Below are 25,241 nucleotides of genomic sequence, written 5' to 3'. Positions count from 1 at the left end.
GAAGTCGCGGGAAGACGCAGACCGATTAGGAAGTAGGCTTTTTAAATTGCTGGTCAAACAGCCGTCGGAACGCACCGTTTTCTTCCAGCAACACATTCAAGGTCCCTTGCTCAACAATTTGACCATCCTGAACGACCATGATGTTGTCCGCTTCCAGAACCGTCGATAGCCGGTGGGCAATTACGATTGTCGTGACCCCTTCCGTCAGCTTTTCCAATGCCTTTTTGACCAGAGTTTCGGATTCTGCATCCAGCGCACTTGTGGCCTCATCCAGCAGAAGGATTTCCGCTTTGCGCAAAATTGCCCGAGCAATTGCGATCCGCTGTTTCTGACCTCCGGAAAGAAAAGCTCCGTTTTCCCCAACCTGAGTGTCATAGCCCTCTGACAACTGAGAGATGAAGTCATGGGCATGCGCTGCTCGCGCAGCTGCGACAATTTCTTCATCCGTCGCGTCGGGCGCTACATAGCGCAAATTGTCCATGACGGTGGTTGAGAACAGGAACGTGTCCTGCCCAACATAGGATATTTTTCGGCGAAGCGATGCAAAGCTGACCTCGGTCAAATCCTGGCCGTCAATCTCAACATAGCCCTGATTAGGATCATAAAATCGCATGATCAGGCCGAAAATCGTGGACTTTCCTCCGCCGGATTGGCCTACAAGGGCCGTGGTTTTTCCTGCTTCGAAAGTGACATCCATATCCTTGATAACGGGTATTGCCCCCTGATACCCGAAGGTCACATCACGCAAGCGAATTTCGCCCGGACCTTTAACCATCTCTTTAGGTTCTGAATGCTCCTGCATAGAATCCTGTTCATCCAGAAGCTCGAACATCAGACCAATCGGTACCATGCAGGTCTCGATCGAAACCCTCATTTTCGACAAGCGTTTGGCGGGTTCATAGGCCATCAGCAGGGCCGTGATAAACGACATCAGCTGACCCGCCGTCGGAGGCTCAGACCCTCCGATCCCCAAAGTACTGACAACCAGAATGCCGGCAACAGCAAGACCGGCCAGAAATTCCATCAGCGGGCTGGCGATGGCCTGCAAAGAGGCGATGTCGTTCGAACGCTTCTCGACGCGTTTGATCGCAGTGTTCATCCGATCGGTCATGCGGTTTTCAAGGCTGAAGACCTTGATAACTTTGATCCCGTTCGACGTTTCCTGAAGGACCTGGATGATCTCGGAAAGGTATTTCAACTCGGCCTGCATAATTCGCCGTACGTTCTTCAAAAGGTAGCGCACGCTGATCAAAGCAACCGGACCAACGACGAAAAACAGCACGGAAAGCAGCGGTTGCTGATAAATCATGACAATAACCAGACCAACAAGCGTCAGCGCGTCGCGTACGAAGCTGGTCACGATGATGTTTACCAGGTTCCGGGCGGCACCCGCCCCTGCGGTGACCCTCATCAACAGGTTCGAGGATTCAATCTCGGCAAAATACCCAATGCCGCGCTGTAGAAGCCGATTGTATAACCGCTCCTGCTGGACTGCGATAATTCGGTTCCCCGCGCGCGCCAAAAAAATCGACTGAATATAGGAAGCGAACGCCTTAGCGCCGAACAACCCGACAACAAGAAGCGCGATCCAATGTGCCTGAGACCTCATTTCCGGGGTGGTCATGGCATCAACGATGTTCTCCATCATCCAAGCCGTACCAGCGGTCGTGGCAGCAACGATTACCATCGCACCCATCGCGATGCCGTACATCCATCCTTGCTTGCGCAGACTTTCCACGACAAGCCGGCCTATATAGCCCGATCGCCATTTTGCCCAGGCCTTGCCGATCATTTCACACTCCAGATCGTCGGTGTCGCCGCCCTTATCGGGCAACCGCACGGTTAAACAGAGGTGCCTTGTACCTCTGCCCCTCGGTCGTCGAGGTCGCTTTAGTTAATCAGGACAAGCCCAAGATTCCAGCCCACCCGTGCAGATATACTTGAAGCAGGGTCAAATGCGCGCACCGGGACCTTCAGTGCCAGACCACATCGCCCAGGAAAATATAGCCCGCGCCATAGATCGTTTTGATCAATCTCGGGTTCTTGGGATCTTCGCCCAGCTTGGTTCTGAGGCGGGAAATACGCACATCCATTGCACGATCAAAGCTCTCACCTGCTGCGCCGCCCAGCGTTTCCTGCATCTGGGCACGGCTAATCAGACGTTTCGGACTTTCGAGAAACAGACGCAGCACTTCACCTTCTGCATGGCTGAAACCGGTTTCTGCGCCGTTTTGATCCTCAAGAACATAGCGGTCAAAATGCGCGACCCAACCGTTGAAACTGGCCGTCTCCGAATGCGCCACCTGCCCTTTTGGCGCCCGCAACCGCGCCCGCACGCGCGCCACGACCTCAGCAGGGTCGAACGGTTTGGTGATATAGTCGTCAGCCCCAAGCTCTAACCCGGTGACCCGATCCTGCACCTGCGCGCGTCCTGAAATGATGATGACTGCGGCGCCCTGCTCCAAGGCTAGACGATGCACCAGCGCAAGACCATCTGTATCTGGCAGAGACAGATCGACCAGGCAGACATCGGGCGTCACTCGGTTTAACGCAGCCTCGAATTCGCGGGCGCGTGAAAAGCTCTGGGTTCGAAAACCTGCGTCTCGCAGGGTCTCTGTCAGAATATGGCGGATCTCGGGCTCATCGTCGAGAATGGTCACCAACGGTTGGGTCATCACGCAGCCTCGGTTCGGATCAAAGCCGAAAGTTGTTTGGGAGTGAACGGTTTGTGCAAGACGGGCACCCGACCGATCGCGCGCTTCAACACAGGATCAGTCGATGGCAACGACGTCATCAAGATACATGGCAGCCGGGGTTTGAGACGCTCCATCAGGTCCAGCCCGGTTGCCTCCCCTTCCAACCGGATATCGGACAGGACCAGCACGATGTCGTCCAGTTCGCTCACCAGCGTCAATGCCTCGTCGACCGAGGTTGCCTCGATGACCGAAAACCCAAAGTCGATCAGCATGTCACGAAACTGGAGGCGCAAGTCCTGATTATCTTCGACCAGCAGAACCATTCCGCCGCGCATGGGGGGCGCAGGGCGGTACGGAAGCCGCAATACAACCGACGCGCCCGAGGGTGTGTTCTTCAGGCTCAGGTCCCCTCCGGCCAGTTTCACCGTGTCATAGACCATTGGCAAACCAAGGCCGGATCCGTCACTGCCCTTGGTGGTGAAAAACGGATTGAGGGCTTTGTCCAGCGCTTCGGGCGAGAACCCCGGCCCAGTATCAGAGACCGTAATTTCCACCCAAATCGCGCCAATCGCATGAGCGCTGATGGTGATCTGACCATTGTTGCCGCAAGCATCGCGCGCATTCAGCACCAAATTCAGCAAGGCATCCTGCACCATACCGGGATCCAGCATCAGGGCCTGATCCGGCAGAGTGTTGACCACCGACAGCCCCACCCCGCGCGGCAGGGAAGGCGAGGCGAGAATACGCAGGTCCTCAAGCAATTGCAGCATATCCGTCGCCTTGGGCTGCGGCGTCCGGTTCCCCGTCATATCCGCGATCCGGTTCAAAAGCTGCCCACCGCGCTGCGCAGTCTGACGGGTCGCCGCAATCAACTCATGCGCTTCATCGGGAAGGTTCATCTTATCCAGCCGCCCCTGCATCCCCAGAATGATGGTCAGCAAGTTGGAAAAATCATGTGCTAACCCGCTGGTCATCTGCGCGGCCATCTCGCGGCGGCGCGTTTGTTGCAGCGCGACGCGGGTTTGGGTTTCCTCGGTGATGTCTACGGACATAATATAAACGCCACCTTCTCCATCAGGGGTAAAGGACACGCGAATGCGGCGGGAATCCTGCTCTTCCGTGAACTCGAAAACGGACGTTTCGCCGCCATAGGCTTTTGACAGATGCGGCTCGACTCGTGAAAAGGCGTGTCGGCCAAGGGCGTCGGAGATATGCAGCCCTAGAATATCAGATGGGCGACCCGGCAGCACGGAGCTGAGCCGCCGGTTTGAGTAATCGTAGCGCCCCTCGACATCGAGATGCGCGATATGGGCGGGCATCATCTCGGTCGTCATGCGCGTGCGGGCTTCGATCTCGGTCAGTTCGCGCTTGGCCTCTTCCAACGCGGCGATGGTGGCGGCAAGCTTACGGTTGGTGGCCGAAAGTTCCTCGGTATGGCTGAGCAGTTGGTCGGAAAGCTCCTCGGATCGGGCGCGAAGCAAGTTTTCGGCGCGTTTGGTGCCTGTGATATCGGTGTACACAGCAACCCAACCACCCTGAGGCAGCGGCGAACCCTCAACAGCGACAACCTGCCCGTTTGGGCGGACACGCTCCATGTAATGCGGCTCAAACGCCATGGCTTGCTCGACGCGCTGCTGCACCATTTCGTCTACATCGCCCTCGGGCCCGTATTCTCCGCGGGTGACCAAATAATGGATCGTGTCCCGAAACAACGCGCCCGGTTGCACAAGGTCGTCGGGAAGGCCGAACATCTCTTGAAAGCGCCGATTGCTGAGAACAAGACGCAGTTTGTTATCGTAGATCGACAGTGCCTGACCGATTAAATTCAGCCCGGCGGTCGTCATCGCTTTGATGCGCTTTTCACTAACGGTCAAGATCGCCCTCCTTGCGACCTATCCGTAGCATCAGATTTAGACTTGGTGTAGAGGCGAACGCCCAGCCGGTTACTTTGTCCCACAATCGGCAAGCAGGTCCGCGCAGAACAACCGTGGCGTGCAAGCCGCAAGTGTCGCAGCCTCGCAATCCCAAATTTGTAAATCCGGCAACAAAGGCATACAACCATTGCAGATTCAGGCTTTTTTGCATCACATACAGATATGAGCAGCCCAACCATTTCTGCCGAACGCGAAAGCGATTGCACCCGGATCCGTATTGCAGGCGAAATGCTGACGCAATTGCTTGCTCCGGTTGAGGGGCCTTTTGCGGGCATTCAGCCAGAGGGCGGGCATGTGACACTGGACCTTTCGGGTGTCGAAGCATTGGATACAAGCGGCGCGTGGTTGGTTGCGGATCTTGCAAAGCGGTTCACGAAGGCTGGCGCTCAGCTGGAATTCCGGGGCGTTCAACCGGCCCATGCCGCGCTGATCGAGACCGTATCGAAGAACATCCCAGACCATCCCGGAAAACTGGCCCCGCCTCGCAATGCCGTGGATTGGGTCGCCAGCGTGGGTCAGAAAACAGTTGGCGCGTGGAAGGACACGCTCTCGATCCTTGGGTTCCTGGGTCTAACGCTGCATCGGCTTGGGCGCACACTGGTCATGCCCTGGCGTCTGCGCCGGGCCGCCCTGTTTACGCATATGGAGGAAACCGGGTTCAAGGCCCTGCCCATCGTGGCGTTGATGGGGTTTCTGATCGGCGTTGTTCTGGCCTTTCAGGGGGCCACGCAGCTGAAACAATTCGGGGCCGAGATTTTCGTGGTCGAGCTGATCTCGATCTCTGTACTTCGAGAGCTTGGGATCCTTCTGACCGCTATCATTGTTGCCGGTCGGTCGGGGTCGGCCTTTACCGCCTCAATCGGGTCGATGAAGGTGCAGGAGGAAATAGACGCCATGCGCACGCTGGGTCTGGACCCGATCGAGGTGCTGGTGGTGCCGCGTGTCCTGGCCCTTTTGATCATGCTCCCAATCCTGGGTTTTGTCGCCGATCTTGCGGGCCTTTTCGGCGGCGGATTGATGAGCTGGATCGACCTTGGCATCAGCCCCGGTATGTTCGTCACCCGTTTGAACGAAAGCACCGATGTTTGGCAATTGGCGGTTGGGTTGATCAAAGCGCCCTTCTTCGCGCTGGTCATCGGCGTGATCGCCTGCTGGCAGGCCATGCAGGTCAAAGGCTCGGCCCAGAGCGTGGGTCAGCGCACCACGGCCTCGGTCGTGCAGTCGATCTTCATGGTGATCGCCATCGACGCCCTGTTTTCGATCTTCTTCTCTGAGATTGGGATCTGACATGGACGGCACGGTGCAACATCAGACCACTCAGGCAGATGCGCAACGCGAGGCGGTGATCCGCGTGCGCGGGCTGCGCAATCAGTTCGGGCCGCAGGTTGTCCACGACAATCTGGATCTCGATGTCTGGCGGGGTGAGGTCTTGGGCATCGTGGGCGGCTCGGGCACCGGTAAATCGGTACTGCTGCGGACGATTGTGGGGTTGAACACGCCAGCGGCAGGCAGCATCGAGGTTCTGGGCGTGGATGTCCTGAATGGCCCCGAGGAAGACCGCCGCCGTATCGAACGCCACTGGGGCGTGGCGTTTCAGGATGGTGCGCTGTTTTCCTCGCTCACCGTTTTGCAGAACGTCATGGCCCCGCTGCGCGAACATACTGGCCTGAGTGAAAAACTGATGGAATCTCTGGGCGCATTGAAGATCAGCCTAGTGGGTCTGCCACAGCTGAGTTGCGGCAAGTTTCCATCCGAACTTTCGGGCGGGATGCGCAAACGGGCCGCGCTGGCTCGCGCCTTGGCCATGGACCCCGAGATCGTGTTTCTAGATGAGCCCACTGCTGGTTTGGACCCAATCGGTGCCGCCGCCTATGATGAGTTGATCCGAGAGTTGCAGCAGGCATTGGGCCTGACGGTTTTTATGGTCACCCATGATTTGGACAGTCTGTATGCGATTTGCGACCGCATCGCGGTACTTGCAGAAAAACGCGTACTGGTTGAAGGTCCGATAGAAGAGATGACCAAGGTCGACCATCCTTGGGTTCAGGAATACTTCACAGGCCCCCGCGCCCGCGCGGCACAGCAGAAGGGGTAAGGCAGGTAAGGCGATGGAAACCCGAGCGAACTATATTCTAATCGGCGCATTTACCCTTGCAGCACTATTGGGGGCTTTTGGCTTTTTCCTATGGCTCGCCAAGTTCGAGGTGACCCGCCAATACGCCTACTATGACGTGTTGTTCGACAACGTTTCTGGCCTGTCGGCCGCTGGCGGGGTCAGTTTCAACGGCCTTCCTGTGGGTCAGGTGATCTCTTTAAATCTGGATGATGACGACCCCTCGAAAGTGCGGGTGAGGATTGAGGTCGATGCAGATATCCCCGTCACAGAAGACACGATCGCCCAATTGCAGTCGCTTGGCGTTACCGGCGTTGGCTATGTCGAACTGACAGGAGGATCGACCACCGCCGCCCGTCTGCCGCAAAACAGCGTGATCAAAAGCAAACGCAGTACAATTCAATCTCTGTTCGAAGGCGCGCCGAAGGTGCTCGATGAAGCGATCACTTTGTTGCAGGAGCTGAACTCGGTCGTCGATGAAAAGAACCGCAAGGCCGTCTCGGATATTCTCGAAAACCTAGCCTCCGCCACCGGGCGTTTGGACAAGACCATGTCGGATTTTGAAACCGTTTCCGGCAATATCGGCGATGCGGCCAAGGATATCGGTGAGTTCACCAAACGTCTCGACCCGCTGATCGCTGCGGCTGAAACCACGCTTCAGACCGGAAACGAGACGCTGCAATCAGTCAAAACGGCGGCGGACTCGGCGACAGGCGCGTTGGATGAAGCCAAAACAACCCTGACAACGGCAAACAGCGTCATGGCCGAAGACATCAAGCCCTTTATTCAGCGCGGCTCGGAACTGGCCGAGAACCTGACGCGGCTGTCAAATGAGGCCAGTGTCTCGCTAGGTGTGATCACCGAAACTGTGGCGAATGCCAACACCACGCTGGCGTCAATCACCACCGCGTTGGACTCGACCAAAGGCGTATTGGCCTCGGCCGAGCGTGCCTTTGATACGGCCAACCGGGTGATAGACGAAGACGTGGCTCCTGTGGCTGAAGACATCCGCAAAGCGGCCAATCAGGTGACCGAGACCGTCTCAAACATCACCAATAAAATCGACGAGATCTCGGACGATGTCCTCAGCGCCTCGAACTCAGCGAAGGAGCTGCTGGGAACGGTCGACAAGATCGTACAAGACAACAGCCGGCAGGTGTCGAACTTCCTACGCGTTGGCCTGCCTCAATTCGTCCGTTTTGTCGAAGAGGCGCAGCGGCTGGTCATTTCCCTCGACCGCTTGGCTGACAGAATAGAACGCGACCCGGCACGGTTCCTGCTGGGCACCCAAGCATCGGAGTTCCGTCAATGATTAGGACCCTGTTTCTGACCCTGTCTTTGACGTTGCTGGGGGCCTGCGCCGGTCTTGGTACGCTGCGACAGGCCTCAAAACCCAACAACCTGTATCTGCTGACACCAAAAAGTACGTTTTCTTCTTCGCTGCCCCGGGTCCAAAAGCAGATCGTTGTGCAAGAGCCGACGGCGACGGCCGCCGTCAACACCGACCAGATCGCCATTCAGCCCACTGCGCTTCAGGTGCAATACCTGCCGCAAGCGCGCTGGGTCGATCGCGCGCCGCTGATCGTGCAGGCGCTGATGGTCGAGAGCTTTGAGAACTCAGGCAAGGTTGCTGCGGTGGGTCGATCCACGGTCGGACTGCGCGCGGACTATGTCATTCAACCGGACCTGCGCGAATTTCAGGGTCTTGTCGTATCGGAAACTGAGGATTCCACGTCGGTAAGGGTCGAGGTGCGGATGAACATCAAGATCATCGACGAGTTCGAAGACAAAATCATCGCCTCAAGCTCATTCCGCGAATATGTCGTCTCGGCCAGCGATCAAACCCCTGATCTGGTAGAGGCTTTCGACATCGCGCTCGGCAAAACCATGCGCGATGCCGTTGAGTGGAGCGTGCGCAAAATCCACTCGCACGCCGCCAACAACCCCCGACCGTCGTTGCAATAGACCCTAGAAATGCTGGGCTGACGCGCGGTTCCAATCATCGGCAAATTCAACGGGTATAGCATCTGACAGCAGTGCGCCCTCGTCCAGGATCGTGTGCATTTGCGCGTAGGAATGCTCCCGCTCGTCGGCGGTCCGGCGCAAGATGTCACGGGGGTGAAGCTCGGCCACTGTTGATTTACCCATTGCACCCAGCAGCTCGCGAAAGCTCTCCAACGTGGCATCGTGGTAGCGATGAACACGCTTGCGCTTTTGTGGCACGTTTACGGCCCGCCCTCGGATCGGGTCCTGGGTCGCCACACCGGATGGGCAGCGGTTGGTGTTGCAATGCAGCGCCTGAATGCAGCCGACCGCAAACATCATGGCACGCGCGGCGTTGCACATGTCGGCCCCCAGAGCGAATTTTTCGACCAGGTCGTAGCCAGTGGCCACTTTGCCCGAACAGATGATGCGGATTTTGTCGCGCAGGCCCACGCCCTTCAGGCAGTTATTCACGAAGATCAACGCCTCATTCAACGGCATGCCAAGGCGGTTCGTGAACTCAACCGGAGCAGCCCCGGTGCCCCCTTCGGATCCGTCAATGGTGATGAAATCGGGCAGGATCCCAGTCTCCAACATCGCTTTGCAGATTGCCATGAATTCGGATGGGTTGCCGATGCAAAGCTTGAAGCCGACCGGTTTTCCGCCTGCCATCTCACGCAGATGTTGGACGAATTCGAGCAGCTCGGTCGGGCCGTCAAAGGCCGAATGAACCGGCGGGGAAATGACGTCCTGATGCTCTGGCACGCCCCGAATCTCAGCAATTTCTTTGTCGACCTTGGCCGCGGGCAGTACCCCACCATGCGAGGGTTTAGCCCCCTGAGACAGCTTGATCTCGATCGCTTTGACCACGTCCTTAGTGGCCTTTTCTGCGAACTTGTCTTTGTCAAACCCTCCGTCGGGCGTCCGACAACCGAAATAGCCGGTGCCAATCTGCCAGAAAATGTCGCCGCCTTCGGCCAAATGATGTGGAGACAACCCGCCCTCACCGGTGTTATGGGCGAAACCGCCATCTTTTGCCCCACCATTCAAAGCCCGAATGGCGTTGGCACTAAGCGCCCCGAAACTCATAGCCGAAACGTTCAGGCGCGACGCGCTGTACGGTTTTTCACATTGCGGCCCGCCCAACATTATACGTTCTTCGCTTTCATCCACGTGTTTAGGGGCCAGCGAATGATTGGCGCGGTGATAGCCTACGGTCGTGATATCGTATTGTGTACCAAAGGCCTGAGTATCGACCTGACCTTTGGCGCGGGAGTAAATCAGGCTGCGTACGATCCGGTTGTAGGGACGACCGCTTTCGTTGGTTTCCACGAAATACTGACGGATCTCGGGACTGACGAACTCCAACATGTACCGGAAATGGCCCAGCACAGGATAGTTGTTTAGCACGTTATGCTTGGTAGTCAGAATATCGTACATTCCGATAACCGCATAGGGGATCAGAATGATCAGGAGCCAATGCACTGGGTGCCAGACAAAGCCCAAAAGCAGAACCAGAGGCAAACAGACGAAGCTGAGAAAGTAATAAAGCCTGCGTACAACCATTCCTGATCTCCTTGGGTGGGTCGTTTTGGAGTGCGGCGTAAAATCCATTCAGATCAAAACCGAAAATGATAAATCAAAGTGAAACAGCTTGGCTTTTGATTGCAAGCCCTCAGACAGTTTGCAATCAAAGGAGACGCGTTTGTGAAATCGCGTTACGAGTTTGATCGATCTAATGTTTTAAGGCGCGACGCCTGACAGGCTGGCATTAAGGGCAGGCAGAGTGAACACGCAGAACTCTCAATCAGGTACACAAGGCCGCGTCTTGATGTTTCTTGCCGTTTTTGTCGGCGGCGCACTGGGGTCTCTAGTGCGGGAGTTTTTTTCAGTAGAAATCCCGGGCGCTTCGGTCCTGACTGCAACGTTCGGGATCAACGTTTTCGCCTGTTTCGTCCTTGGCTGGCTGTATTCCATTCGCCATCGGGTCCACGCGCATGTTTTACACCTCGGAGCTGTCGGGTTTTGTGGTGGCCTCTCTACGTTCTCTTCATTCGTGGCCGAGCTTGAACGGTTGGCTGCAAACACGCTTGGGGCGGCAGTGGCGGCGGCCGGGTTGGAGATTGCAGTTGGCCTGGGTGCCGCAATCGCCGGTGAGGCCCTTGGGCGGCGTTTTCATGCAGGTCGGGGGTCCGTATGACGGATCTGTACCTGCATGCTCTGTTTGGCCTAGGCGGTGGTTTGGGTGCTGTTCTTCGTCATTGGGTGGCGTTGCGGATCACGCATGACCTCCCTCTCTCAACCTTGATAGTGAACGTGCTTGGCAGCCTGTTGCTTGGGCTGTGGCTGGGCTATCTGGGAGGCCCCGTCGACATGGGCGAGGAGGAAAAGCGATTGGTATTCGGCTTTTGCGGCGGGTTTACCACTTTTTCCAGCTTCGCCTATCAATCGCTAGAGCTGCGACGCAAGCAAACTCTGGTTCTGGCCGCAGGCAATATCGTCGTCAGCCTTGTGATGTGTTGGGGCGCGTTGTGGTTGGGTCTCGTCATAACACGCTGACGTACCGGCTACATTGCGTGCATATGCATTCGGACCGCAAGGTTGCCCAAGATCCAGACCGTTCCGAGAATGATAATCAACAGAACAAGGGTCGAGAATAGGATCAGATCCAGATCCTCGCGGCTGCTGCGACGACGATCTATGTGCAGGAAATAGACCAGTTGAAAGATCAACTGCGCCAGACCCAACAGACCGATAGTCAGATACACTCCGGTCGTTTCAATGCCGAACACCTGTGCAACGCCAAACATCGCAAGCGTCAAAAGCAGCGAGCCTCCGTAGCCAATGACATAGCGCCGCCGCTCGCGCCGGTGCATCTCGGAGCGTTTATCCATAGGTCAGACCTCCGAAATAGACGATTGTGATGATGCCGATCCAGATCAGGTCGAGAAAGTGCCAGAACAATGCAAGCCGCACGACGCGTGAGATGACTAGATCGGTCATGCCCATGACCCGCAGTTGAATACCTAAAACAATCAACCAAACACAGCCTGCCGCCACGTGCAGGCCATGCAACGGCACTAGCCCGTAGAAGGCAGAAAGGAAGCCACTGCGTTGCGGAATACCGCCCTTCTCGACCATTGCCATAAAGTCTCGGATCTCAAGAACAAGGAAGCTGATGCCCAAGAACAGCGTTACTCCGAACCACAGAATGATCTTTGACCTTGGCAGGTTGTATTTCAGAGCCAGCATGGCCAACCCGACTGTCAAGCTGCTGGTCAACAGGATCATGGTTTGCGCGAAGATACTTTTGAGGTCGAACAGCTCGTGCGGGCCGGGACCACCCGCCTGCGCGTCGATCATCGTGATGTAGATCGCGAACATCAGGCCGAAATAGACCAGATCGCTCATCAGGAAGACCCAGAAACCGAAGGTGACGACTTCGGACGCTTTGTGGGCACTGGCGTGGCGTTCACCGAGGTTGATGCCGGGATAGCTATGAGTTGGGGCGCGTTTCATGTCACCACCTCCATGTCGGGTCGGGCAAGACCTCGGTTTTCCGTCGCCGTCTCGTGGTCCCGATCCACGGCGGTTTCGCTGTGAACCAGTGCGAGCCAGGCTTCGTGCTCCTTACGGACCTCCTCGGCGGGGATGGTGATTTCGGTGCTGGTGTCGAAGGTCCAGATGATAAAGGCAAGGATCATCGCACCCGTCATCAGCGCTGCCAGCCACCAGATCCACCAGACCAGCGCAAACATCCAGATACCGCTGGTCACGCAAAGGATGAATCCGATCCCGGTATTGCGCGGCATATCGATATCTTCATAGGCGTCAGGGGTGGGATAGGCCGCGCCCCGCTCTTTAGCGGTGGCGAAGTCATCCCGCGCGGTCACCTGTGGGATGATGAAAAAGTTATAGGGCGGTGGCGGTGCTGGGATCGACCATTCCAACGAGCGGCCATCCCAAGGGTCGCCCACAGGAACGCGGGTTTTGTCGCGGTCGCGGATGCTGACCCAGAGCTGGACCAGAACCGATAGCAACGCGGCTGTGATGACCAATGCTCCGACCACCGCGACGATCATATAGGGGTGAAAGCTCGGATCCTCCCAACTGAACGATCGGCGTGGCATGCCCATCAGGCCGACAAAGTAAAGCGGTAGGAAGGTCAGCATGAATCCAACGGTCCAGAGCGCAACCGTCACCCTGCCCCACCCTTCATTTAGGCGAAACCCAAACGCCTTGGGGAACCAGTAGTTATAGGCCGCGAGCAAGCCAAACAGCACGCCGGGCAGCAGAACATTGTGGAAATGCGCCACGAGAAACAGGGTGTTGTGGACCTGATAGTCAACGGTTGGGTTGGCCAAGATCACTCCGCTAAGGCCGCCAATGACAAACAGCATCAGGAATGCCAGTCCATAGAGCATCGGCACCGAGAACCGGATACGCCCCCGCCAGAGGGTGGCCATCCAGTCATAGACCTTCACGCCGGTAGGGATGGCAATCAACATGGTCGCAATGCCGAACACGGCATTGATCAGCGCGCTTTGGCCCATGGTGAAGAAGTGATGCAGCCAGACTGTGAAGGACAGGACCGCAATCGACATGGTGGCAATCACCAGCGAGGTATAGCCATAGATGCGCTTGGCCGAGAAGGTCGCAAAGACCTCGGAATAGATGCCATATGCTGGCAGGACGAGCAGGTAGACCTCGGGGTGGCCGAACAGCCAGAACAGGTTGGCATAGTTCATCATATTGCCGCCGAGGTCGTTAGTGAAGAAATGAAAATCCAAATACCGATCAGCGGCCAGCAACAAGGCCGCGACCCCGAGCGGCGGCATCGCAAAGACGATGAGAATCGAGCTACAGATGATCGTCCAACAATACATCGGCAGCCGCATGAACGTCATACCCGGCGCGCGCAGCTTGTAGATCGTGACGGCAAAATTGATCCCGGTCAGAGTCGTTCCGATCCCCGACACGACTATGGCCCAGATCCAGTAGTCCGGCCCCACGCCCGGATTGAACGCAGCCCCGGTATAGGGCGGATAGGCGGTCCACCCCCCGGTCGAGAACTCTCCGACCACGAGAGAAACCATCAGCATCATGCCCGCCGAGACCGTCAGCCCCAGGCTGATCTGGTTCATCACTGGAAAGGCTACGTCCCGCGCGCCGATCATCAGCGGGATGACGTAGTTCGCGATGCCGAAGACAAAGGGCACAGCGACAAAGAAAATCATGATCGTGCCGTGCGTGCTGAAGAGTTCGGCGAAATGCTCGGCCTCAAGGAAACCGTCGCCCGGCCCGGCCGCCTGTTGGGCACGCATGACAACGCCTTCCAGCACCCCTCGGGCCAGCATCACGATGGCAAAGACGATATACATGATGCCGATTTTCTTGTGGTCGGCGCTGGTCAGCCAGTCGCGCCACAGCGGCCCCCACAGCCGAAACCAGGACAGCAGAAAGACAACGGCAGCCGCTCCGACTATGACCACGGCAGCGGCGGCATTGGCGACGATCTCATTTGCGTTGGGGTTCTGGATCAGCCCCGCGATTGGAAACGCGTCCCAACTGAGGCGGCCGAAGAAACCGGTCTCTGAAGTCATTGGCCGACCCCCTGCCCGTATGAGGCTGTTCCCGGCTGCTGATCGCGCGGCAAGGCTTGGCCAGAGTGATAGCGGTGCAGAATCGACTGAAACAAATCGCCGTCATCCAAGCGGAAATACAAGGCGTTTTCAGGCATATCTGAGGTTCCGAGAGCCTGTTGCACCTCATCCCGGTCCGAGCGCATGGCGACGGTCCTATACGTCGCCGCATCCAACACGATGCCGTTCTGGCGCACGCCTTCGACCCAAGCGTCAAAATTCTCCGCCGATAAGGCAAGCGTTTCGAACTTCTGTTTCGCGAAACCGCGCCCGTTATATTGCGTATTCTCGCCCTGCATCTGTTCGGGTTGATCTGCGACTAAATGCAGCTGAGTGGTCATGCCCGGCATCGCGTAAATCTGCCCGGCCAAGGCAGGGATCATAAAAGACTGCATTACCGTGTCCGTCGTCAGAGTCAGAGCGATTTGCTGTTTGACGGGAATTCCCATCTCACCCACGGTCGCGATCCCCAGATCGGGATAGATAAACAACCACTTCCAATCGAGGCCCACGACCTGAACCTGAACGGCAGGTTCATCCCCAAAGGGAGCCGCATAAGGGTCCAGACGATGGGTCGCTTTCCACAGATAAACCGACAATATCGTGACGATCACCACCGGAACGCCCCACATCACCATCTCGAGCCGGGGCGAGAAGTCCCAATCTGGCCTATAAGCAGCTGTACCGCCCTTCCGACGGCGATAACGCAGCGCAATAAGCGGGACCAGAACAAGAACAGGCACAACAGCGATCAAAATCAACCACGTTGCCCGCAAAAGATGTGCCTTCTGCACCGCCGCGATTGGTCCCTGAGGATCCATGAAGCTGTCACTGGCGCCTGCGGTCCGGGCCGATGACACCACCACCACTAGGGCCATCAGCACCGCCGCCGATATGAGGGCCGTTCTGACCTTGGTCATAGGCGACTGTCCTCTTTCGCATCCCGTTTCAGTGCAACTATCGACAAAGGCAAGAGATTTCTCAAGGCTTTTGATCGCAGCCTTCAAACTGGCACCAATGGTGCTCTGGTTTCGGTTGACTTGCAGGCATCCTCGGGACACAGCTTGGCTACGATGCGTATTCTCATTTTGATTTTTTGCCTTGCCATCCAGCCCCTGGCGGTCAACGCGCAAGATCGCGCCAAGGTTGAGCGTCAGTTTCAAAACTGGTTGCAGGAAACGGTGTGGCCGCAAGCCCGTGCCAAAGGCGTTTCGCGCCAGACCATGACACGAGCGCTGTCCGGCGTGACATTGAAATGGGATCTTCCCGATCTGGTGCCGCCGGGCAGCCCTCCGCAGTCATCAAAGCCACAATCCCAGGCCGAATTCGGAGCACCGGCGCGCTATTTCAAAGCAGGCTCTTTGCAGGGCGCGACTGCTCAGGGGCGCAAAATGGCCAAACGGCACGCCGCGGTGCTTGCCCGTGTCGAGGCAGAAACCGGCGTTCCAGCCCGTATCATCCTGGCCATCTGGGGTCGTGAAAGTGGCTATGGCCAAGTGGCGATCCCGCACAACGCGTTTCAGGTCCTAGCGACAAAGGGGTTCATGAGCACCCGCTCGCAATATTTCACAGCCGAGTTGCTGGCCGCTTTGCAAATCGCGGAAGCAGGGCATTTGAACGGTCGTGAGATGAAAAGCAGCTGGGCCGGAGCGCTGGGGCAGCCGCAATTCATGCCCTCGAGTTTTCTGACTTACGCCGTGGACGGAGACGGCGATGCCAACGCAGATATCTGGCAATCCGAAGAGGACACGATCGCCTCGATCGCCAACTACCTGTCGAAGCATGGCTGGATTTCGGGCCGTGATTGGGGGTTTGAGGTTTTTGTGCCTGATACACTCAGCTGCGCTCTGGAGGGTCCTGATCAGGGTCGCAAGATCGAGGAATGGGCCTTGATGGGGATCACGCGAACATCGGGCCGTCCGTTTCCAGCGCATGAACTGCCCGCCCAAGGGTTCCTAATGATGCCCGCAGGTCGAACCGGGCCTGCGTTTTTGGTGACCCAGAATTTCTACGTCCTGAAAGAATACAACAAGAGCGATCTATACGCCCTGTTCGTGGGTCATGTCGGGGATCGGATTGCATTCGGCGTCGGAGACTTCACAGCGCGCTGGGGTCGCGTTGACCCGCTATACCGATCAGAAATTGCAGCGATGCAAAGAGGGTTGGAACGCCTTGGCCATGATGTCGGCGGTGCAGATGGGCTGCCAGGTTTCAAAACACGACGCTCAATCGGGCGCTGGCAGAAAACGCAAGGTCGGGCCGAGACGTGTTTCCCTGACCGTGCACTTGTCTCTGAACTTGGTCAGTAGCCAGCCCCAGTCAAAATCAACAATGCTCTTCTTATTTGGCTATCGTTGCCAATTGCCGTTCAATTGATGGACTCGCCTAAATTGGCTTGATGCACGGCCTTTCTATTGACCGGAGATGTCGCACAGGCTTGGCGCGGCTGTTTAGAATCAACCCGTTATGGATACATCGCCCAGAACGCGATACTGGAGTGCTTCAACTAAGCGGCCTCCAGGCTTGAGATAACAGCCCCAGAAACCAGAAACTGGCGACATAACTGTCTTTTGACTTGCTGTTCCCTCCATGGCACGATCTGACCGATTTAAGCTCAGGCCCTTCGGGTAATATTGAATGATCCGGCCCCAAAGCCTAAGAGGAATAACCCGACCGGTTTCGACCATAAGGGGCAACTAGATTGAGAGGCACTATGACACGCAAGGTCACCAAGGCGATTTTCCCCGTAGCAGGACTTGGAACACGCTTTTTGCCCGCGACGAAATCCGTCCCGAAAGAGATCATGACGCTGGTTGACCGCCCTCTGGTCCAATACGCCATCGACGAAGCCCGCGCAGCCGGGATCACCGAGTTCATATTTGTCACGTCCCGCGGGAAATCCGCGCTTGAGGATTATTTCGACCATAACCTCGTTCTGGAACAAGAGCTGAAAGCCAAAGGCAAGGACAAGCTGCTGGATACGCTCAATGCGACAAACATGGAAAGCGGCGCCATCGCCTATATCCGCCAGCACAAGGCGCTTGGGCTTGGCCACGCGGTCTGGTGCGCGCGCCGTCTGATCGGGGACGAGCCTTTCGCCGTCATGCTGCCCGATGACGTCATCGCCGCCGACAAGCCCTGTTTGCAGCAGATGATCGAAGCGTATGAGGAAACCGGCGGCAATATGGTTGCCGCGATGGAGGTTCCGCCAGAAAAAACCAGCTCTTACGGGGTGTTGGATGTGGGCGACAATGTGGGCACGGTCGTGCGCACACGCGGCATGGTCGAAAAGCCCAAGCCTGAGGATGCGCCCTCAAACCTCGCCGTAATCGGACGCTACGTGCTTGGGCCGTCAGTTCTGTACAATCTGAACCAAAAAAAGAAGGGCAGCGGCGGAGAAATCCAGCTGACCGACGCCATTGCCGAAGATATCCGCAACGGTGTTCCTGTCTTTGGCTACAAATTTGACGGTCAACGCTTCGACTGCGGATCGAAAGCTGGATTCTTGCAGGCGACGGTTGCATTTGCCTTGGCCCGTGATGATCTGCGCGATGACCTGAGCGCGTATCTGCACGACCTTGTCTCGGCAGAGAAAGCGGCCCAGTAAACGGGCGATAAGACACACAAATGAAAGACGCTGCGCGATCATGACAACCGTATACCCAGTAATTCTGTGCGGGGGTTCTGGAACCCGTTTGTGGCCGCTCTCGCGTAAAAGCTATCCCAAGCAGTTCGTGCCCTTGCTCGGCGAAAACAGCCTGCTGCAGGATTGCGCCCTCAGAATGCGTGGGCCTGAAGCTGCGCCTTACGCCAAACCTGTGGTCCTCACGAACGAGGCGTTTCGCTTCGTTGTGCCGGAGCAATTGACCGAGATCGGTATAGACCCCGGCCCGGTTCTGATCGAACCCGAAGGACGCAACACCGCGCCCGCCGTTCTGGCCGCAGCCTTGTTCCTGAATGAAATCGACCAGGATTCGGTGATGCTGGTGGCTCCATCTGACCACGTCGTCCCCGATTCCAGCGCCTTTCACGACGCGGTGTCTGAGGGTTTGCGCGCGATTGCCGAGCGTGGTGATCTGCTGACCTTCGGCATCACTCCAGATCGGCCGGAAACCGGCTATGGCTACCTGAAACTGAGCCAAACGCCCGAAACCCGCGCGGTCCCTCTGGATCGGTTCGTTGAAAAGCCCGATCTTGAAACAGCCGAATCCATGCTGGCCGATGGCAGCTATCTGTGGAACTCGGGCATCTTTCTGTTTGCCGTTCGCGACATCATCGCCGCATTCGAACAACACGCCCCTGCCCTGATGAGCCCTGTTAAAAACGCTGTCGAAAACGCCAAGAGTGATCTTGGTTTCCTCAGACTGGATGCCGAGGCGTGGTCTGAGGTCGAAGATATCTCGATCGACTATGCCGTGATGGAGAAAGCGGACAACCTGAGCGTTGTGCCCTATGCAGCCGGGTGGTCGGATGTAGGCAGTTGGTCCGCGGTGCAAGAGTTGACCCATCCCGACACAGATGGCGTCGCGACCTCTGGTGAAGTCACGGCGATTGACTGTCAAAACGTGCTGGTCCGCTCGGAATCTCCGGCGCAGGAGGTTGTAGCGCTGGGTTTGCAGGACGTGATCGCCGTTGCCATGCCCGACGCGGTTCTGGTCGCCAGCATGGACAAGGCGCAGGACGTCAAAAAGGCCGTGACCGCGCTGAAGGCCAAAGGTGCGAAACAGGCCGAATCCCTGCCAGTAGACCACCGCCCTTGGGGTTGGTTCGAAAGCCTGGTGATCGGCGACCGGTTTCAGGTCAAGCGCATCCATGTCCATCCCGGCGCGGCGCTCAGTCTACAGTCTCATCACCATCGGTCGGAGCACTGGATCGTGGTGGAAGGCACCGCCAAGGTCACAATCGACGAGGAAGACCGTCTGGTTTCCGAAAACCAGTCTGTCTACATTCCTTTGGGTGCGGTCCATCGGATGGAAAACCCCGGCAAGGTGCCCATGGTGCTGATCGAGGTCCAGACTGGCACGTATCTGGGTGAGGATGACATCATCCGCTATGAGGACATCTACTCACGCAGTTAAACTGTTTGAATTCAGTTTTTTGCACGAGATTCAGGTGAAAAGGTAAACAGAAACACCTCCGGGCGTTCGCTGCGGTCAGACAGAATTCATGCGTCATACGGCAGGGTGGCGCGCAACGAAATGTCGGACTGACAGCCAAGGAGGACGCCCGTGTCTCAGACCTCACCCAGATTGAACCTGCCGTTTTTGCAGCCGTCTCAGGCGCAGAAACATGTCACCCACAACGAAGCCCTGCGCCAGTTGGACCTCGTGGTGCAGCTGAGCGTTGTGTCGACCAGCAGCACAAATCCACCCGCCGCCCCAGAACAGGGTGAGATTCATGGGTTGGGATCGAACCCAACCGGAGATTGGGACGGCCATTCAGGTGAATTGGCCGCCTGGATAGATACTGCTTGGCATTTCCTGACCCCGCAGACAGGCTGGCGCGCCTGGGATCAAGCCGACGGACATATGAAACTGTGGGACGGTAGCGCGTGGGTTAACCCTCCGGTCGAGACGTCTAACTTGCCCGGTGTGGGTGTGGCGACAGGCTATGACAGCACCAACCGCCTATCCGTTCGCGGCCCCGCAACGCTGCTGAGCCATGAGGGCGGAGGCCACCAGCTGAAGATCAACAAGTCCGGCTCTGGCGAAACCGCGTCGCTACTGTTTCAGTCCAACTGGACGGGTCACGCCGAGATGGGCCTTTCCGGCAGTACCGGGTTCTCGATCAAGGTGTCACCGGACGGTGGCAGATGGACAGATGCGCTGCGCCTTGATCCCGCCACGGGTATCGCCAGCGGCGCCGCCGTTCAAAACAGCCCGACGGATACCACGGCTGGGCGCTTGATGCGGACCGACTATGGGTACGGGCCTGGCAATCTGCTGGGGTCGGTGTCGGAAAACGCAGGTGCGCCGACGGGTGCAGTGATCGAACGCGGCAGCACTGAAACGGGCGACTATGTCCGTTTCGCTGATGGCACTCAGATTTGTACCGCAACCCTGACCGCGACAGGTTGTACCATTGCTGAAGGCGCGCTTTTCGCTAGCAACACGGAGACGTGGACCTTCCCGGTCGTTTTCGCGGCGACCCCGTCTGTCAGCGGCAGCGGTGGCAGCGCGGGGCGGTTCATCGGGGCCGACGAACCCTCGACCAGCCAGGCCGTTTTCAAGGTGCTTTCCACCACATCAGATGCAACAATCCTAGCGCCGTCTCTTGCCGCGATTGGACGTTGGTTCTGAGGTAAAATGGGGCCCGGGCCTTGGAGTTCGGGCTTCTATTTCGCGCGAAGATCGCCCTGAGACTGTTCAAGAAACCAAGCGTAAGTTTCGCGAATACCGTCCTCAAGCCCGATCGAGGCCGTCCATCCCATATCCGCCAGACGTGACACATCCATCAACTTGCGCAGGGTCCCATCGGGTTTTGAGGTATCCTGCGTGATCCGCCCTTTGTAGCCCGTGACCTGCGCCACCAGCGCCGCAAGCTCGGCAATCGAGATGTCAGACCCGCACCCGACGTTGATATGGCTGAGCATCGGCTGCGTGTTCGCTTCATAAACGTCTCGCGGCAGGTCCAGCACGAACAGGGACGCCTCGGCCATGTCATCCACATGGAGGAATTCACGACGGGGTTTGCCGGTGCCCCAGATCATCACCTCGTCCAAACCGTCCCGCTGCGCTTCGTGGAAACGGCGGATCAGGGCGGGCAGCACATGGCTGTTTTCAGGATGGAAATTGTCGCCCGGACCATAGAGGTTGGTCGGCATGACCGAGCGATAGTCAACACCGTGCTGCCGGTTATAACTTTCGCACAGCTTGATCCCGGCGATCTTAGCCACCGCGTAAGGTTCGTTGGTGGGTTCCAGAATACCCGTCAGCAGAGCGTCTTCGCGCATCGGTTGTACAGCCGCGCGCGGATAGATGCACGAGCTTCCAAGTTGTAGTAGGTGTTTGACTCCGGCCTCAAATGCCTGGTTGATCACGTTGCATTCGATCATCAGGTTTTTGTAAATGAAATCGGCCGGGAAGGTATTGTTGGCATGAATGCCACCGACCTTGGCCGCAGCCAGCACAACCACATCGGGCTTCTCAGCCCGCATGAAAGCGCGCACCGCGGCTTGATCGGTCAAATCCAGTTCGGAATGCGTGCGGGTGATGAGGCTCAGGGCCTTGCCTGCGGCCTGCCGGTCCTGCAATTTGCGCAGGATGGCACCACCAACCATGCCGCGGTGCCCTGCTACGTAAATTTTCCGCATGGTCGGTTCCTCAGCCGTTTTCCAAGCTCACGGGCATCTCGTAGCCGTGTTGCTTCAGCAGTGCGTGGCGCTGCGCTGTTTTGAGGTCTTCGCGCACCATCTCTTCGCACATGTCCTGTACCGTCAACTCCGGCACCCAGCCCAGTTTCTGTTTGGCTTTGGACGGATCACCCAACAGGGTGTCCACCTCAGCCGGGCGGAAATAGCGGGGGTTGATCCGCATCACGACGTCCCCGGGTTTCAGTGCCGGAGCGTTGTCGCCCTCTACCGCTTTGACGGTTGCAATTTCATCAACACCTTCACCAGTGAATTCAAGCGTCACACCCAGCTCGGCGGCGGACCATTCGATGAACTGACGCACGGAATATTGCACCCCAGTCGCGATCACGAAATCCTCGGGCGCGTCCTGCTGCAGCATCAGCCACTGCATGCGGACATAATCCTTGGCATGGCCCCAGTCCCGTAGGCTGTCTATATTGCCCATATGCAGGCAATCTTCGAGGCCCTGCGCAATATTCGCCAGGCCGCGCGTGATTTTACGGGTCACGAAGGTCTCACCCCGGCGCGGGCTTTCGTGGTTGAACAGGATGCCGTTGCAAGCATACATCCCGTAGGCCTCACGATAGTTGACCGTGATCCAATAGGAATAGAGCTTGGCGACCGCATAGGGCGAGCGCGGGTGGAACGGCGTGGTCTCGCGTTGAGGCGTTTCCTGCACCAGCCCATAAAGCTCGGACGTGGAGGCCTGGTAAAAGCGGCACTTCTCCTCCAGTCCCAGAAACCGGATCGCCTCGAGCAGGCGCAGCGTCCCAATCGCATCCACATCAGCCGTGTATTCTGGGGATTCGAAGCTGACTGCCACATGCGATTGGGCCCCGAGGTTGTAGACCTCATCAGGCTGCACCTGCTGGATAATCCGCGTCAAGTTGGACGTGTCGCTCAGATCGCCATAGTGCAGATGCAGCTTGGGGTTCGGCTCGTGCGGGTCCTGATAGATATGGTCGATCCGCTGCGTGTTGAACGACGAGGCCCGCCGCTTGATCCCATGCACCTCATAGCCTTTTTCCAGAAGGAACTCGGCCAGATACGATCCGTCCTGACCGGTAATGCCGGTGATCAATGCCGTTTTGGTCATAACTGTGCCTCGTTTCCACAAATGCGTCTGTTTGACGTCTCAAAAACAGCAAGACCGTATGGAATGCAACCCAAGGCAACAATCTGGCATTGCACCTGACCACGATTTCTTTGATTGTGCAGGCGCATTTCGGCCAAGACAAAAAAGGAATTCGAGCTTGCGTATTGCGATGATAGGCACCGGCTATGTGGGTTTGGTGTCAGGAGTGTGTTTTTCGGATTTCGGCCATGATGTGATCTGCGTCGACAAGTCCGAGCATAAAATCCAGTTGCTGCAAGCCGGTGAGGTTCCGATTTATGAGCCGGGGCTGGACACCCTCATGGCCAAGAATGTGGCCGCCGGGCGACTTAGTTTTACGACCAACCTGCAAGACGCGGTGGACGGAGCGGATGCGGTATTCATCGCCGTCGGCACACCGACGCGACGCGGGGACGGGCACGCGGATCTGACCTACGTCATGGCTGCAGCCGAAGAAATCGCCAATGCGCTGACCGACTATGCGGTGATCGTGACAAAATCTACCGTGCCCGTCGGCACCAACCGCAAGGTGCAGCAGGTCGTCACTGCCGCAAATCCGAATGCGCAGTTCGATGTGGCCTCGAACCCGGAATTTCTGCGTGAAGGGGCTGCGATCGACGATTTCATGCGTCCTGACCGGGTTGTGGTCGGCATAGAAAACGACCGCGCTGCCGAGGTGATGGCCGAGATCTATCGCCCGCTTTATCTGCGAGACTTCCCGATCTTGACCACCGATCTGGAAAGCGCCGAGATGATCAAATACGCCGCCAACGCCTTCCTCGCGACTAAGATCACCTTCATCAACGAGATTGCCGGCCTCTGTGAGAAAGTGGGCGCCGACGTTAAGGAGGTGTCGCGCGGGATCGGGCTGGATGGTCGGATCGGCAATAAATTCCTGCATGCCGGCCCTGGCTATGGCGGTTCGTGCTTTCCCAAGGATACTGCCGCTCTGGCCCGGATCGGTCAGGAACACGCGTATCCGATGCAGATCACCGAGACCGTGATCCGCGTCAATGACGGTGTGAAAAAGCGAATGATTGAAAAGATCCGCGACGCTTGCGACGACAATTTCAACCGCAAGACCGTGACCGTGCTGGGGGTGACATTCAAACCCAACACCGACGATATGCGCGATGCCCCGTCCCTGACTATCATTCCGGCCTTGATCGGCGGAGGGGCCAAAGTGCGCGTGGTCGACCCGCAAGGCCGTGCTGAGGGCGAGGCGCTGCTGCCCGGCGTGGATTGGTGCGACGACCCATACGTGGCGGCCAAGGATGCGGACGTCGTTGTTCTTCTGACCGAATGGAACGAGTTCCGTGCCTTGAACCTAAGCGAACTTGGTGGAGCGATGAAGACGCCGCGCATGGTGGATCTGCGCAACGTCTACTCTCAGGACAGTGTCGAAAAAGCAGGTTTTGAAACCTATGTGGGGGTCGGGCGGTAACCGCCCACCTCAACCTGCATAGAGCGGAACAGACGCGTCTGCCCCTTCGGCCAGTGCTTTGCTCTGATCCCGCCGGACTTGCTCATACGTTGCTAATGCATCGGATGAGAACAATTCTGTAGGTGCTTGAACCGGCACGAAATTGCTGTGTTTGTCCGAGCCCCTTGCCAGCAGCGCATAATCCCGATCCGCCACCAATTGTTGCGCTCCGGGACTGAGATAGCGGATAGCCAACCCGATCCGCCGGTCTTCGGACTGGTTCGGCCCTGAACCGTGGATCGTCAGCCCGTGATGCAGCGACATCTGACCGGGCGCGAGCTCGATATGGGTCTTGTCAGTCTCGGCAACTTCGACGGCCACCTCTTGCCCGCGGGACAACAGGTTCGTTTCCGAATATGTATCGGTATGCGGCAAGATCGGGTTCTTGTGGCTGGCGCGCACGAAATCCATACACCCGCTGCGCTCTGTCGCGGGGGAGAGAGCGATCCAGGCCGTGACCTGATCCGGCGTTTCCCCCATGCCCCAATAGGTGAGGTCCTGATGCATACCAACCGTTTGCACGGTGTTGGCCTCCTTGATGAAAAACTCAGCCGACCAGATCATGATATCAGAGCCCAGAACGCCCTCGACCACATCGAGAACGCGGGGATCCTGAGCGATGCGCGCCGCAAGTGGCATGACCAGATGCGCATTGACCCGCTTGTAGGTGTTCAAAGGCAAGGGCAGATCCGCATCCAGCCAGTCACTCTCAATCTGTTCCAGCTCCGCCCGGAAACCGGCGGTCTCGGCTTCGGAAAAGACGGAGAGGGGAAAGAGGTAGCCATCCTCCCAATACCGGTCGGATTGTTGTTGCGTTAACGTCGTCGCCATGGGGTCACCTACTCGCTGTATGCGCAAAGGGTATCCGCGAGTGAGAACACGTCAAAACCAAACCTCTTGCCCGTCAGGATAAGTTTAGCTTAGC

At 57.4% G+C, this 25,241-nt stretch carries 22 protein-coding genes; 11 read left to right on the top strand and 11 right to left on the bottom strand.

From position 1 onward, the window contains the following. Positions 1 to 25 precede the first annotated feature (25 nt). The 3 genes from ACR0KL_RS11715 to ACR0KL_RS11705 all read right to left on the bottom strand — a co-directional run bounded on the left by ACR0KL_RS11715 (position 26) and on the right by ACR0KL_RS11705 (position 4,540). Positions 26 to 1,792, bottom strand: coding sequence for an ABC transporter ATP-binding protein (locus ACR0KL_RS11715; RefSeq protein WP_480777057.1), 1,767 nt, complete (start codon positions 1,790 to 1,792; stop codon positions 26 to 28). A gap of 181 nt (positions 1,793 to 1,973) precedes the next feature. After that, complete coding sequence (locus ACR0KL_RS11710; protein WP_480777056.1) at positions 1,974 to 2,675, bottom strand: response regulator transcription factor; 702 nt, start codon at positions 2,673 to 2,675, stop codon at positions 1,974 to 1,976. Next, positions 2,675 to 4,540, bottom strand: a complete 1,866-nt coding sequence (locus ACR0KL_RS11705) for a PAS-domain containing protein (RefSeq protein WP_170676136.1) — start codon at positions 4,538 to 4,540, stop codon at positions 2,675 to 2,677. The genes ACR0KL_RS11710 and ACR0KL_RS11705 overlap by 1 nt, the downstream gene beginning before the upstream one ends. Before the next feature lie 252 nt (positions 4,541 to 4,792). Between ACR0KL_RS11705 and ACR0KL_RS11700 the strand changes: the two genes are divergently transcribed. Genes ACR0KL_RS11700 through ACR0KL_RS11685 form a run of 4 tightly spaced genes read left to right on the top strand, consistent with a single transcriptional unit; the run spans position 4,793 to position 8,708 of the window. After that, complete coding sequence (locus ACR0KL_RS11700; RefSeq protein ID WP_170675820.1) at positions 4,793 to 5,917, top strand: ABC transporter permease; 1,125 nt, start codon at positions 4,793 to 4,795, stop codon at positions 5,915 to 5,917. A 1-nt stretch (position 5,918) separates the two neighbouring features. Continuing rightward, positions 5,919 to 6,725 (top strand): ABC transporter ATP-binding protein, encoded by an 807-nt coding sequence (locus ACR0KL_RS11695; RefSeq protein ID WP_170639677.1) that lies wholly within the window; start codon positions 5,919 to 5,921, stop codon positions 6,723 to 6,725. 13 nt (positions 6,726 to 6,738) lie between these two features. Then, the gene (locus tag ACR0KL_RS11690) at positions 6,739 to 8,055 is read left to right on the top strand and encodes an MlaD family protein (protein ID WP_480777055.1); all 1,317 of its coding nucleotides are present in this window, start codon (positions 6,739 to 6,741) and stop codon (positions 8,053 to 8,055) included. Then, positions 8,052 to 8,708: an ABC-type transport auxiliary lipoprotein family protein gene (locus ACR0KL_RS11685; protein WP_170378328.1), complete on the top strand. Its 657-nt coding sequence runs from the start codon at positions 8,052 to 8,054 to the stop codon at positions 8,706 to 8,708. The genes ACR0KL_RS11690 and ACR0KL_RS11685 overlap by 4 nt, the downstream gene beginning before the upstream one ends. 3 nt (positions 8,709 to 8,711) lie before the next feature. On the opposite strand, the gene ACR0KL_RS11680 is transcribed toward ACR0KL_RS11685, so the two are convergent. Further along, positions 8,712 to 10,292 carry an FMN-binding glutamate synthase family protein gene (locus tag ACR0KL_RS11680; RefSeq protein ID WP_170675821.1) on the bottom strand — a complete coding sequence of 527 codons (1,581 nt, stop codon included), beginning with the start codon at positions 10,290 to 10,292 and terminating at the stop codon, positions 8,712 to 8,714. Positions 10,293 to 10,557: 265 nt separating this feature from the next. On the opposite strand from ACR0KL_RS11680, the gene ACR0KL_RS11675 reads away from it, so the two are divergent. Both ACR0KL_RS11675 and crcB read left to right on the top strand, forming a co-directional pair. Beyond that, positions 10,558 to 10,926 carry a FluC/FEX family fluoride channel gene (locus tag ACR0KL_RS11675; protein WP_170659091.1) on the top strand — a complete coding sequence of 123 codons (369 nt, stop codon included), beginning with the start codon at positions 10,558 to 10,560 and terminating at the stop codon, positions 10,924 to 10,926. Continuing rightward, complete coding sequence (crcB, locus tag ACR0KL_RS11670; RefSeq protein ID WP_170659090.1) at positions 10,923 to 11,285, top strand: fluoride efflux transporter CrcB; 363 nt, start codon at positions 10,923 to 10,925, stop codon at positions 11,283 to 11,285. Before ACR0KL_RS11675 ends, crcB begins: the two co-directional genes overlap by 4 nt. An 8-nt stretch (positions 11,286 to 11,293) precedes the next feature. Here the strand turns inward: crcB and ACR0KL_RS11665 are convergent, their stop codons facing one another. From ACR0KL_RS11665 to ACR0KL_RS11650, 4 genes are read right to left on the bottom strand one after another with little or no spacing between them, the layout of a single operon-like run. Further along, positions 11,294 to 11,620: a cytochrome o ubiquinol oxidase subunit IV gene (locus tag ACR0KL_RS11665; RefSeq protein WP_419741360.1), complete on the bottom strand. Its 327-nt coding sequence runs from the start codon at positions 11,618 to 11,620 to the stop codon at positions 11,294 to 11,296. Beyond that, positions 11,613 to 12,245 carry a cytochrome c oxidase subunit 3 gene (locus ACR0KL_RS11660; protein WP_170675822.1) on the bottom strand — a complete coding sequence of 211 codons (633 nt, stop codon included), beginning with the start codon at positions 12,243 to 12,245 and terminating at the stop codon, positions 11,613 to 11,615. Before ACR0KL_RS11660 ends, ACR0KL_RS11665 begins: the two co-directional genes overlap by 8 nt. Further along, positions 12,242 to 14,329 (bottom strand): cbb3-type cytochrome c oxidase subunit I, encoded by a 2,088-nt coding sequence (locus tag ACR0KL_RS11655; protein ID WP_480777054.1) that lies wholly within the window; start codon positions 14,327 to 14,329, stop codon positions 12,242 to 12,244. The genes ACR0KL_RS11660 and ACR0KL_RS11655 overlap by 4 nt, the downstream gene beginning before the upstream one ends. Then, on the bottom strand, positions 14,326 to 15,288 hold the full coding sequence (locus ACR0KL_RS11650) for a cytochrome ubiquinol oxidase subunit II family protein (RefSeq protein ID WP_480777053.1): 963 nt from the start codon (positions 15,286 to 15,288) through the stop codon (positions 14,326 to 14,328). The genes ACR0KL_RS11655 and ACR0KL_RS11650 overlap by 4 nt, the downstream gene beginning before the upstream one ends. Before the next feature lie 153 nt (positions 15,289 to 15,441). On the opposite strand from ACR0KL_RS11650, the gene ACR0KL_RS11645 reads away from it, so the two are divergent. The 4 genes from ACR0KL_RS11645 to ACR0KL_RS11630 all read left to right on the top strand — a co-directional run bounded on the left by ACR0KL_RS11645 (position 15,442) and on the right by ACR0KL_RS11630 (position 20,667). Then, positions 15,442 to 16,677, top strand: a complete 1,236-nt coding sequence (locus tag ACR0KL_RS11645) for a lytic murein transglycosylase (protein ID WP_480777052.1) — start codon at positions 15,442 to 15,444, stop codon at positions 16,675 to 16,677. Positions 16,678 to 17,081: 404 nt separating this feature from the next. Then, a complete protein-coding gene (gene galU, locus ACR0KL_RS11640) occupies positions 17,082 to 17,975 on the top strand; it encodes a UTP--glucose-1-phosphate uridylyltransferase GalU (protein WP_170639686.1) in 894 nt (297 codons plus the stop codon). Between the two features lie 40 nt (positions 17,976 to 18,015). After that, a complete protein-coding gene (locus tag ACR0KL_RS11635; RefSeq protein WP_170675826.1) occupies positions 18,016 to 19,446 on the top strand; it encodes a mannose-1-phosphate guanylyltransferase/mannose-6-phosphate isomerase in 1,431 nt (476 codons plus the stop codon). Positions 19,447 to 19,596: 150 nt separating this feature from the next. Beyond that, positions 19,597 to 20,667, top strand: coding sequence for a DUF2793 domain-containing protein (locus ACR0KL_RS11630; protein WP_480777051.1), 1,071 nt, complete (start codon positions 19,597 to 19,599; stop codon positions 20,665 to 20,667). A gap of 35 nt (positions 20,668 to 20,702) precedes the next feature. On the opposite strand, the gene fcl is transcribed toward ACR0KL_RS11630, so the two are convergent. Beyond that, a complete protein-coding gene (gene fcl, locus ACR0KL_RS11625; RefSeq protein WP_170675828.1) occupies positions 20,703 to 21,680 on the bottom strand; it encodes a GDP-L-fucose synthase in 978 nt (325 codons plus the stop codon). A gap of 10 nt (positions 21,681 to 21,690) precedes the next feature. After that, positions 21,691 to 22,815 carry a GDP-mannose 4,6-dehydratase gene (gmd, locus tag ACR0KL_RS11620; protein ID WP_170675829.1) on the bottom strand — a complete coding sequence of 375 codons (1,125 nt, stop codon included), beginning with the start codon at positions 22,813 to 22,815 and terminating at the stop codon, positions 21,691 to 21,693. A 157-nt stretch (positions 22,816 to 22,972) separates the two neighbouring features. Here gmd and ACR0KL_RS11615 point away from each other — a divergent pair, with 157 nt between their 5' ends. Further along, on the top strand, positions 22,973 to 24,277 hold the full coding sequence (locus ACR0KL_RS11615; protein ID WP_170675830.1) for a UDP-glucose dehydrogenase family protein: 1,305 nt from the start codon (positions 22,973 to 22,975) through the stop codon (positions 24,275 to 24,277). Between the two features lie 9 nt (positions 24,278 to 24,286). On the opposite strand, the gene ACR0KL_RS11610 is transcribed toward ACR0KL_RS11615, so the two are convergent. Then, positions 24,287 to 25,147, bottom strand: a complete 861-nt coding sequence (locus ACR0KL_RS11610; protein ID WP_170675831.1) for a phytanoyl-CoA dioxygenase family protein — start codon at positions 25,145 to 25,147, stop codon at positions 24,287 to 24,289. Positions 25,148 to 25,241: the final 94 nt, after the last annotated feature.

This window comes from Ruegeria sp. C8 (assembly GCF_056537565.1).
This window is presented reverse-complemented; position numbering and strand designations above follow the sequence as displayed.

Excerpts from the sequence above, each read along its gene's own strand:
- ACR0KL_RS11715 (WP_480777057.1), bottom strand. The coding sequence starts at position 1,792 with ATGATCGGCAAGGCCTGGGCAAAATGGCGATCGGGCTATATAGGCCGG.
- ACR0KL_RS11710 (WP_480777056.1), bottom strand. The coding sequence starts at position 2,675 with ATGACCCAACCGTTGGTGACCATTCTCGACGATGAGCCCGAGATCCGC.
- ACR0KL_RS11705 (WP_170676136.1), bottom strand. The coding sequence starts at position 4,540 with ATGACGACCGCCGGGCTGAATTTAATCGGTCAGGCACTGTCGATCTAC.
- ACR0KL_RS11700 (WP_170675820.1), top strand. The coding sequence starts at position 4,793 with ATGAGCAGCCCAACCATTTCTGCCGAACGCGAAAGCGATTGCACCCGG.
- ACR0KL_RS11695 (WP_170639677.1), top strand. The coding sequence starts at position 5,919 with ATGGACGGCACGGTGCAACATCAGACCACTCAGGCAGATGCGCAACGC.
- ACR0KL_RS11690 (WP_480777055.1), top strand. The coding sequence starts at position 6,739 with ATGGAAACCCGAGCGAACTATATTCTAATCGGCGCATTTACCCTTGCA.
- ACR0KL_RS11685 (WP_170378328.1), top strand. The coding sequence starts at position 8,052 with ATGATTAGGACCCTGTTTCTGACCCTGTCTTTGACGTTGCTGGGGGCC.
- ACR0KL_RS11680 (WP_170675821.1), bottom strand. The coding sequence starts at position 10,292 with ATGGTTGTACGCAGGCTTTATTACTTTCTCAGCTTCGTCTGTTTGCCT.
- ACR0KL_RS11675 (WP_170659091.1), top strand. The coding sequence starts at position 10,558 with ATGTTTCTTGCCGTTTTTGTCGGCGGCGCACTGGGGTCTCTAGTGCGG.
- crcB (WP_170659090.1), top strand. The coding sequence starts at position 10,923 with ATGACGGATCTGTACCTGCATGCTCTGTTTGGCCTAGGCGGTGGTTTG.
- ACR0KL_RS11665 (WP_419741360.1), bottom strand. The coding sequence starts at position 11,620 with ATGGATAAACGCTCCGAGATGCACCGGCGCGAGCGGCGGCGCTATGTC.
- ACR0KL_RS11660 (WP_170675822.1), bottom strand. The coding sequence starts at position 12,245 with ATGAAACGCGCCCCAACTCATAGCTATCCCGGCATCAACCTCGGTGAA.
- ACR0KL_RS11655 (WP_480777054.1), bottom strand. The coding sequence starts at position 14,329 with ATGACTTCAGAGACCGGTTTCTTCGGCCGCCTCAGTTGGGACGCGTTT.
- ACR0KL_RS11650 (WP_480777053.1), bottom strand. The coding sequence starts at position 15,288 with ATGACCAAGGTCAGAACGGCCCTCATATCGGCGGCGGTGCTGATGGCC.
- ACR0KL_RS11645 (WP_480777052.1), top strand. The coding sequence starts at position 15,442 with ATGCGTATTCTCATTTTGATTTTTTGCCTTGCCATCCAGCCCCTGGCG.
- galU (WP_170639686.1), top strand. The coding sequence starts at position 17,082 with ATGACACGCAAGGTCACCAAGGCGATTTTCCCCGTAGCAGGACTTGGA.
- ACR0KL_RS11635 (WP_170675826.1), top strand. The coding sequence starts at position 18,016 with ATGACAACCGTATACCCAGTAATTCTGTGCGGGGGTTCTGGAACCCGT.
- fcl (WP_170675828.1), bottom strand. The coding sequence starts at position 21,680 with ATGCGGAAAATTTACGTAGCAGGGCACCGCGGCATGGTTGGTGGTGCC.
- gmd (WP_170675829.1), bottom strand. The coding sequence starts at position 22,815 with ATGACCAAAACGGCATTGATCACCGGCATTACCGGTCAGGACGGATCG.
- ACR0KL_RS11610 (WP_170675831.1), bottom strand. The coding sequence starts at position 25,147 with ATGGCGACGACGTTAACGCAACAACAATCCGACCGGTATTGGGAGGAT.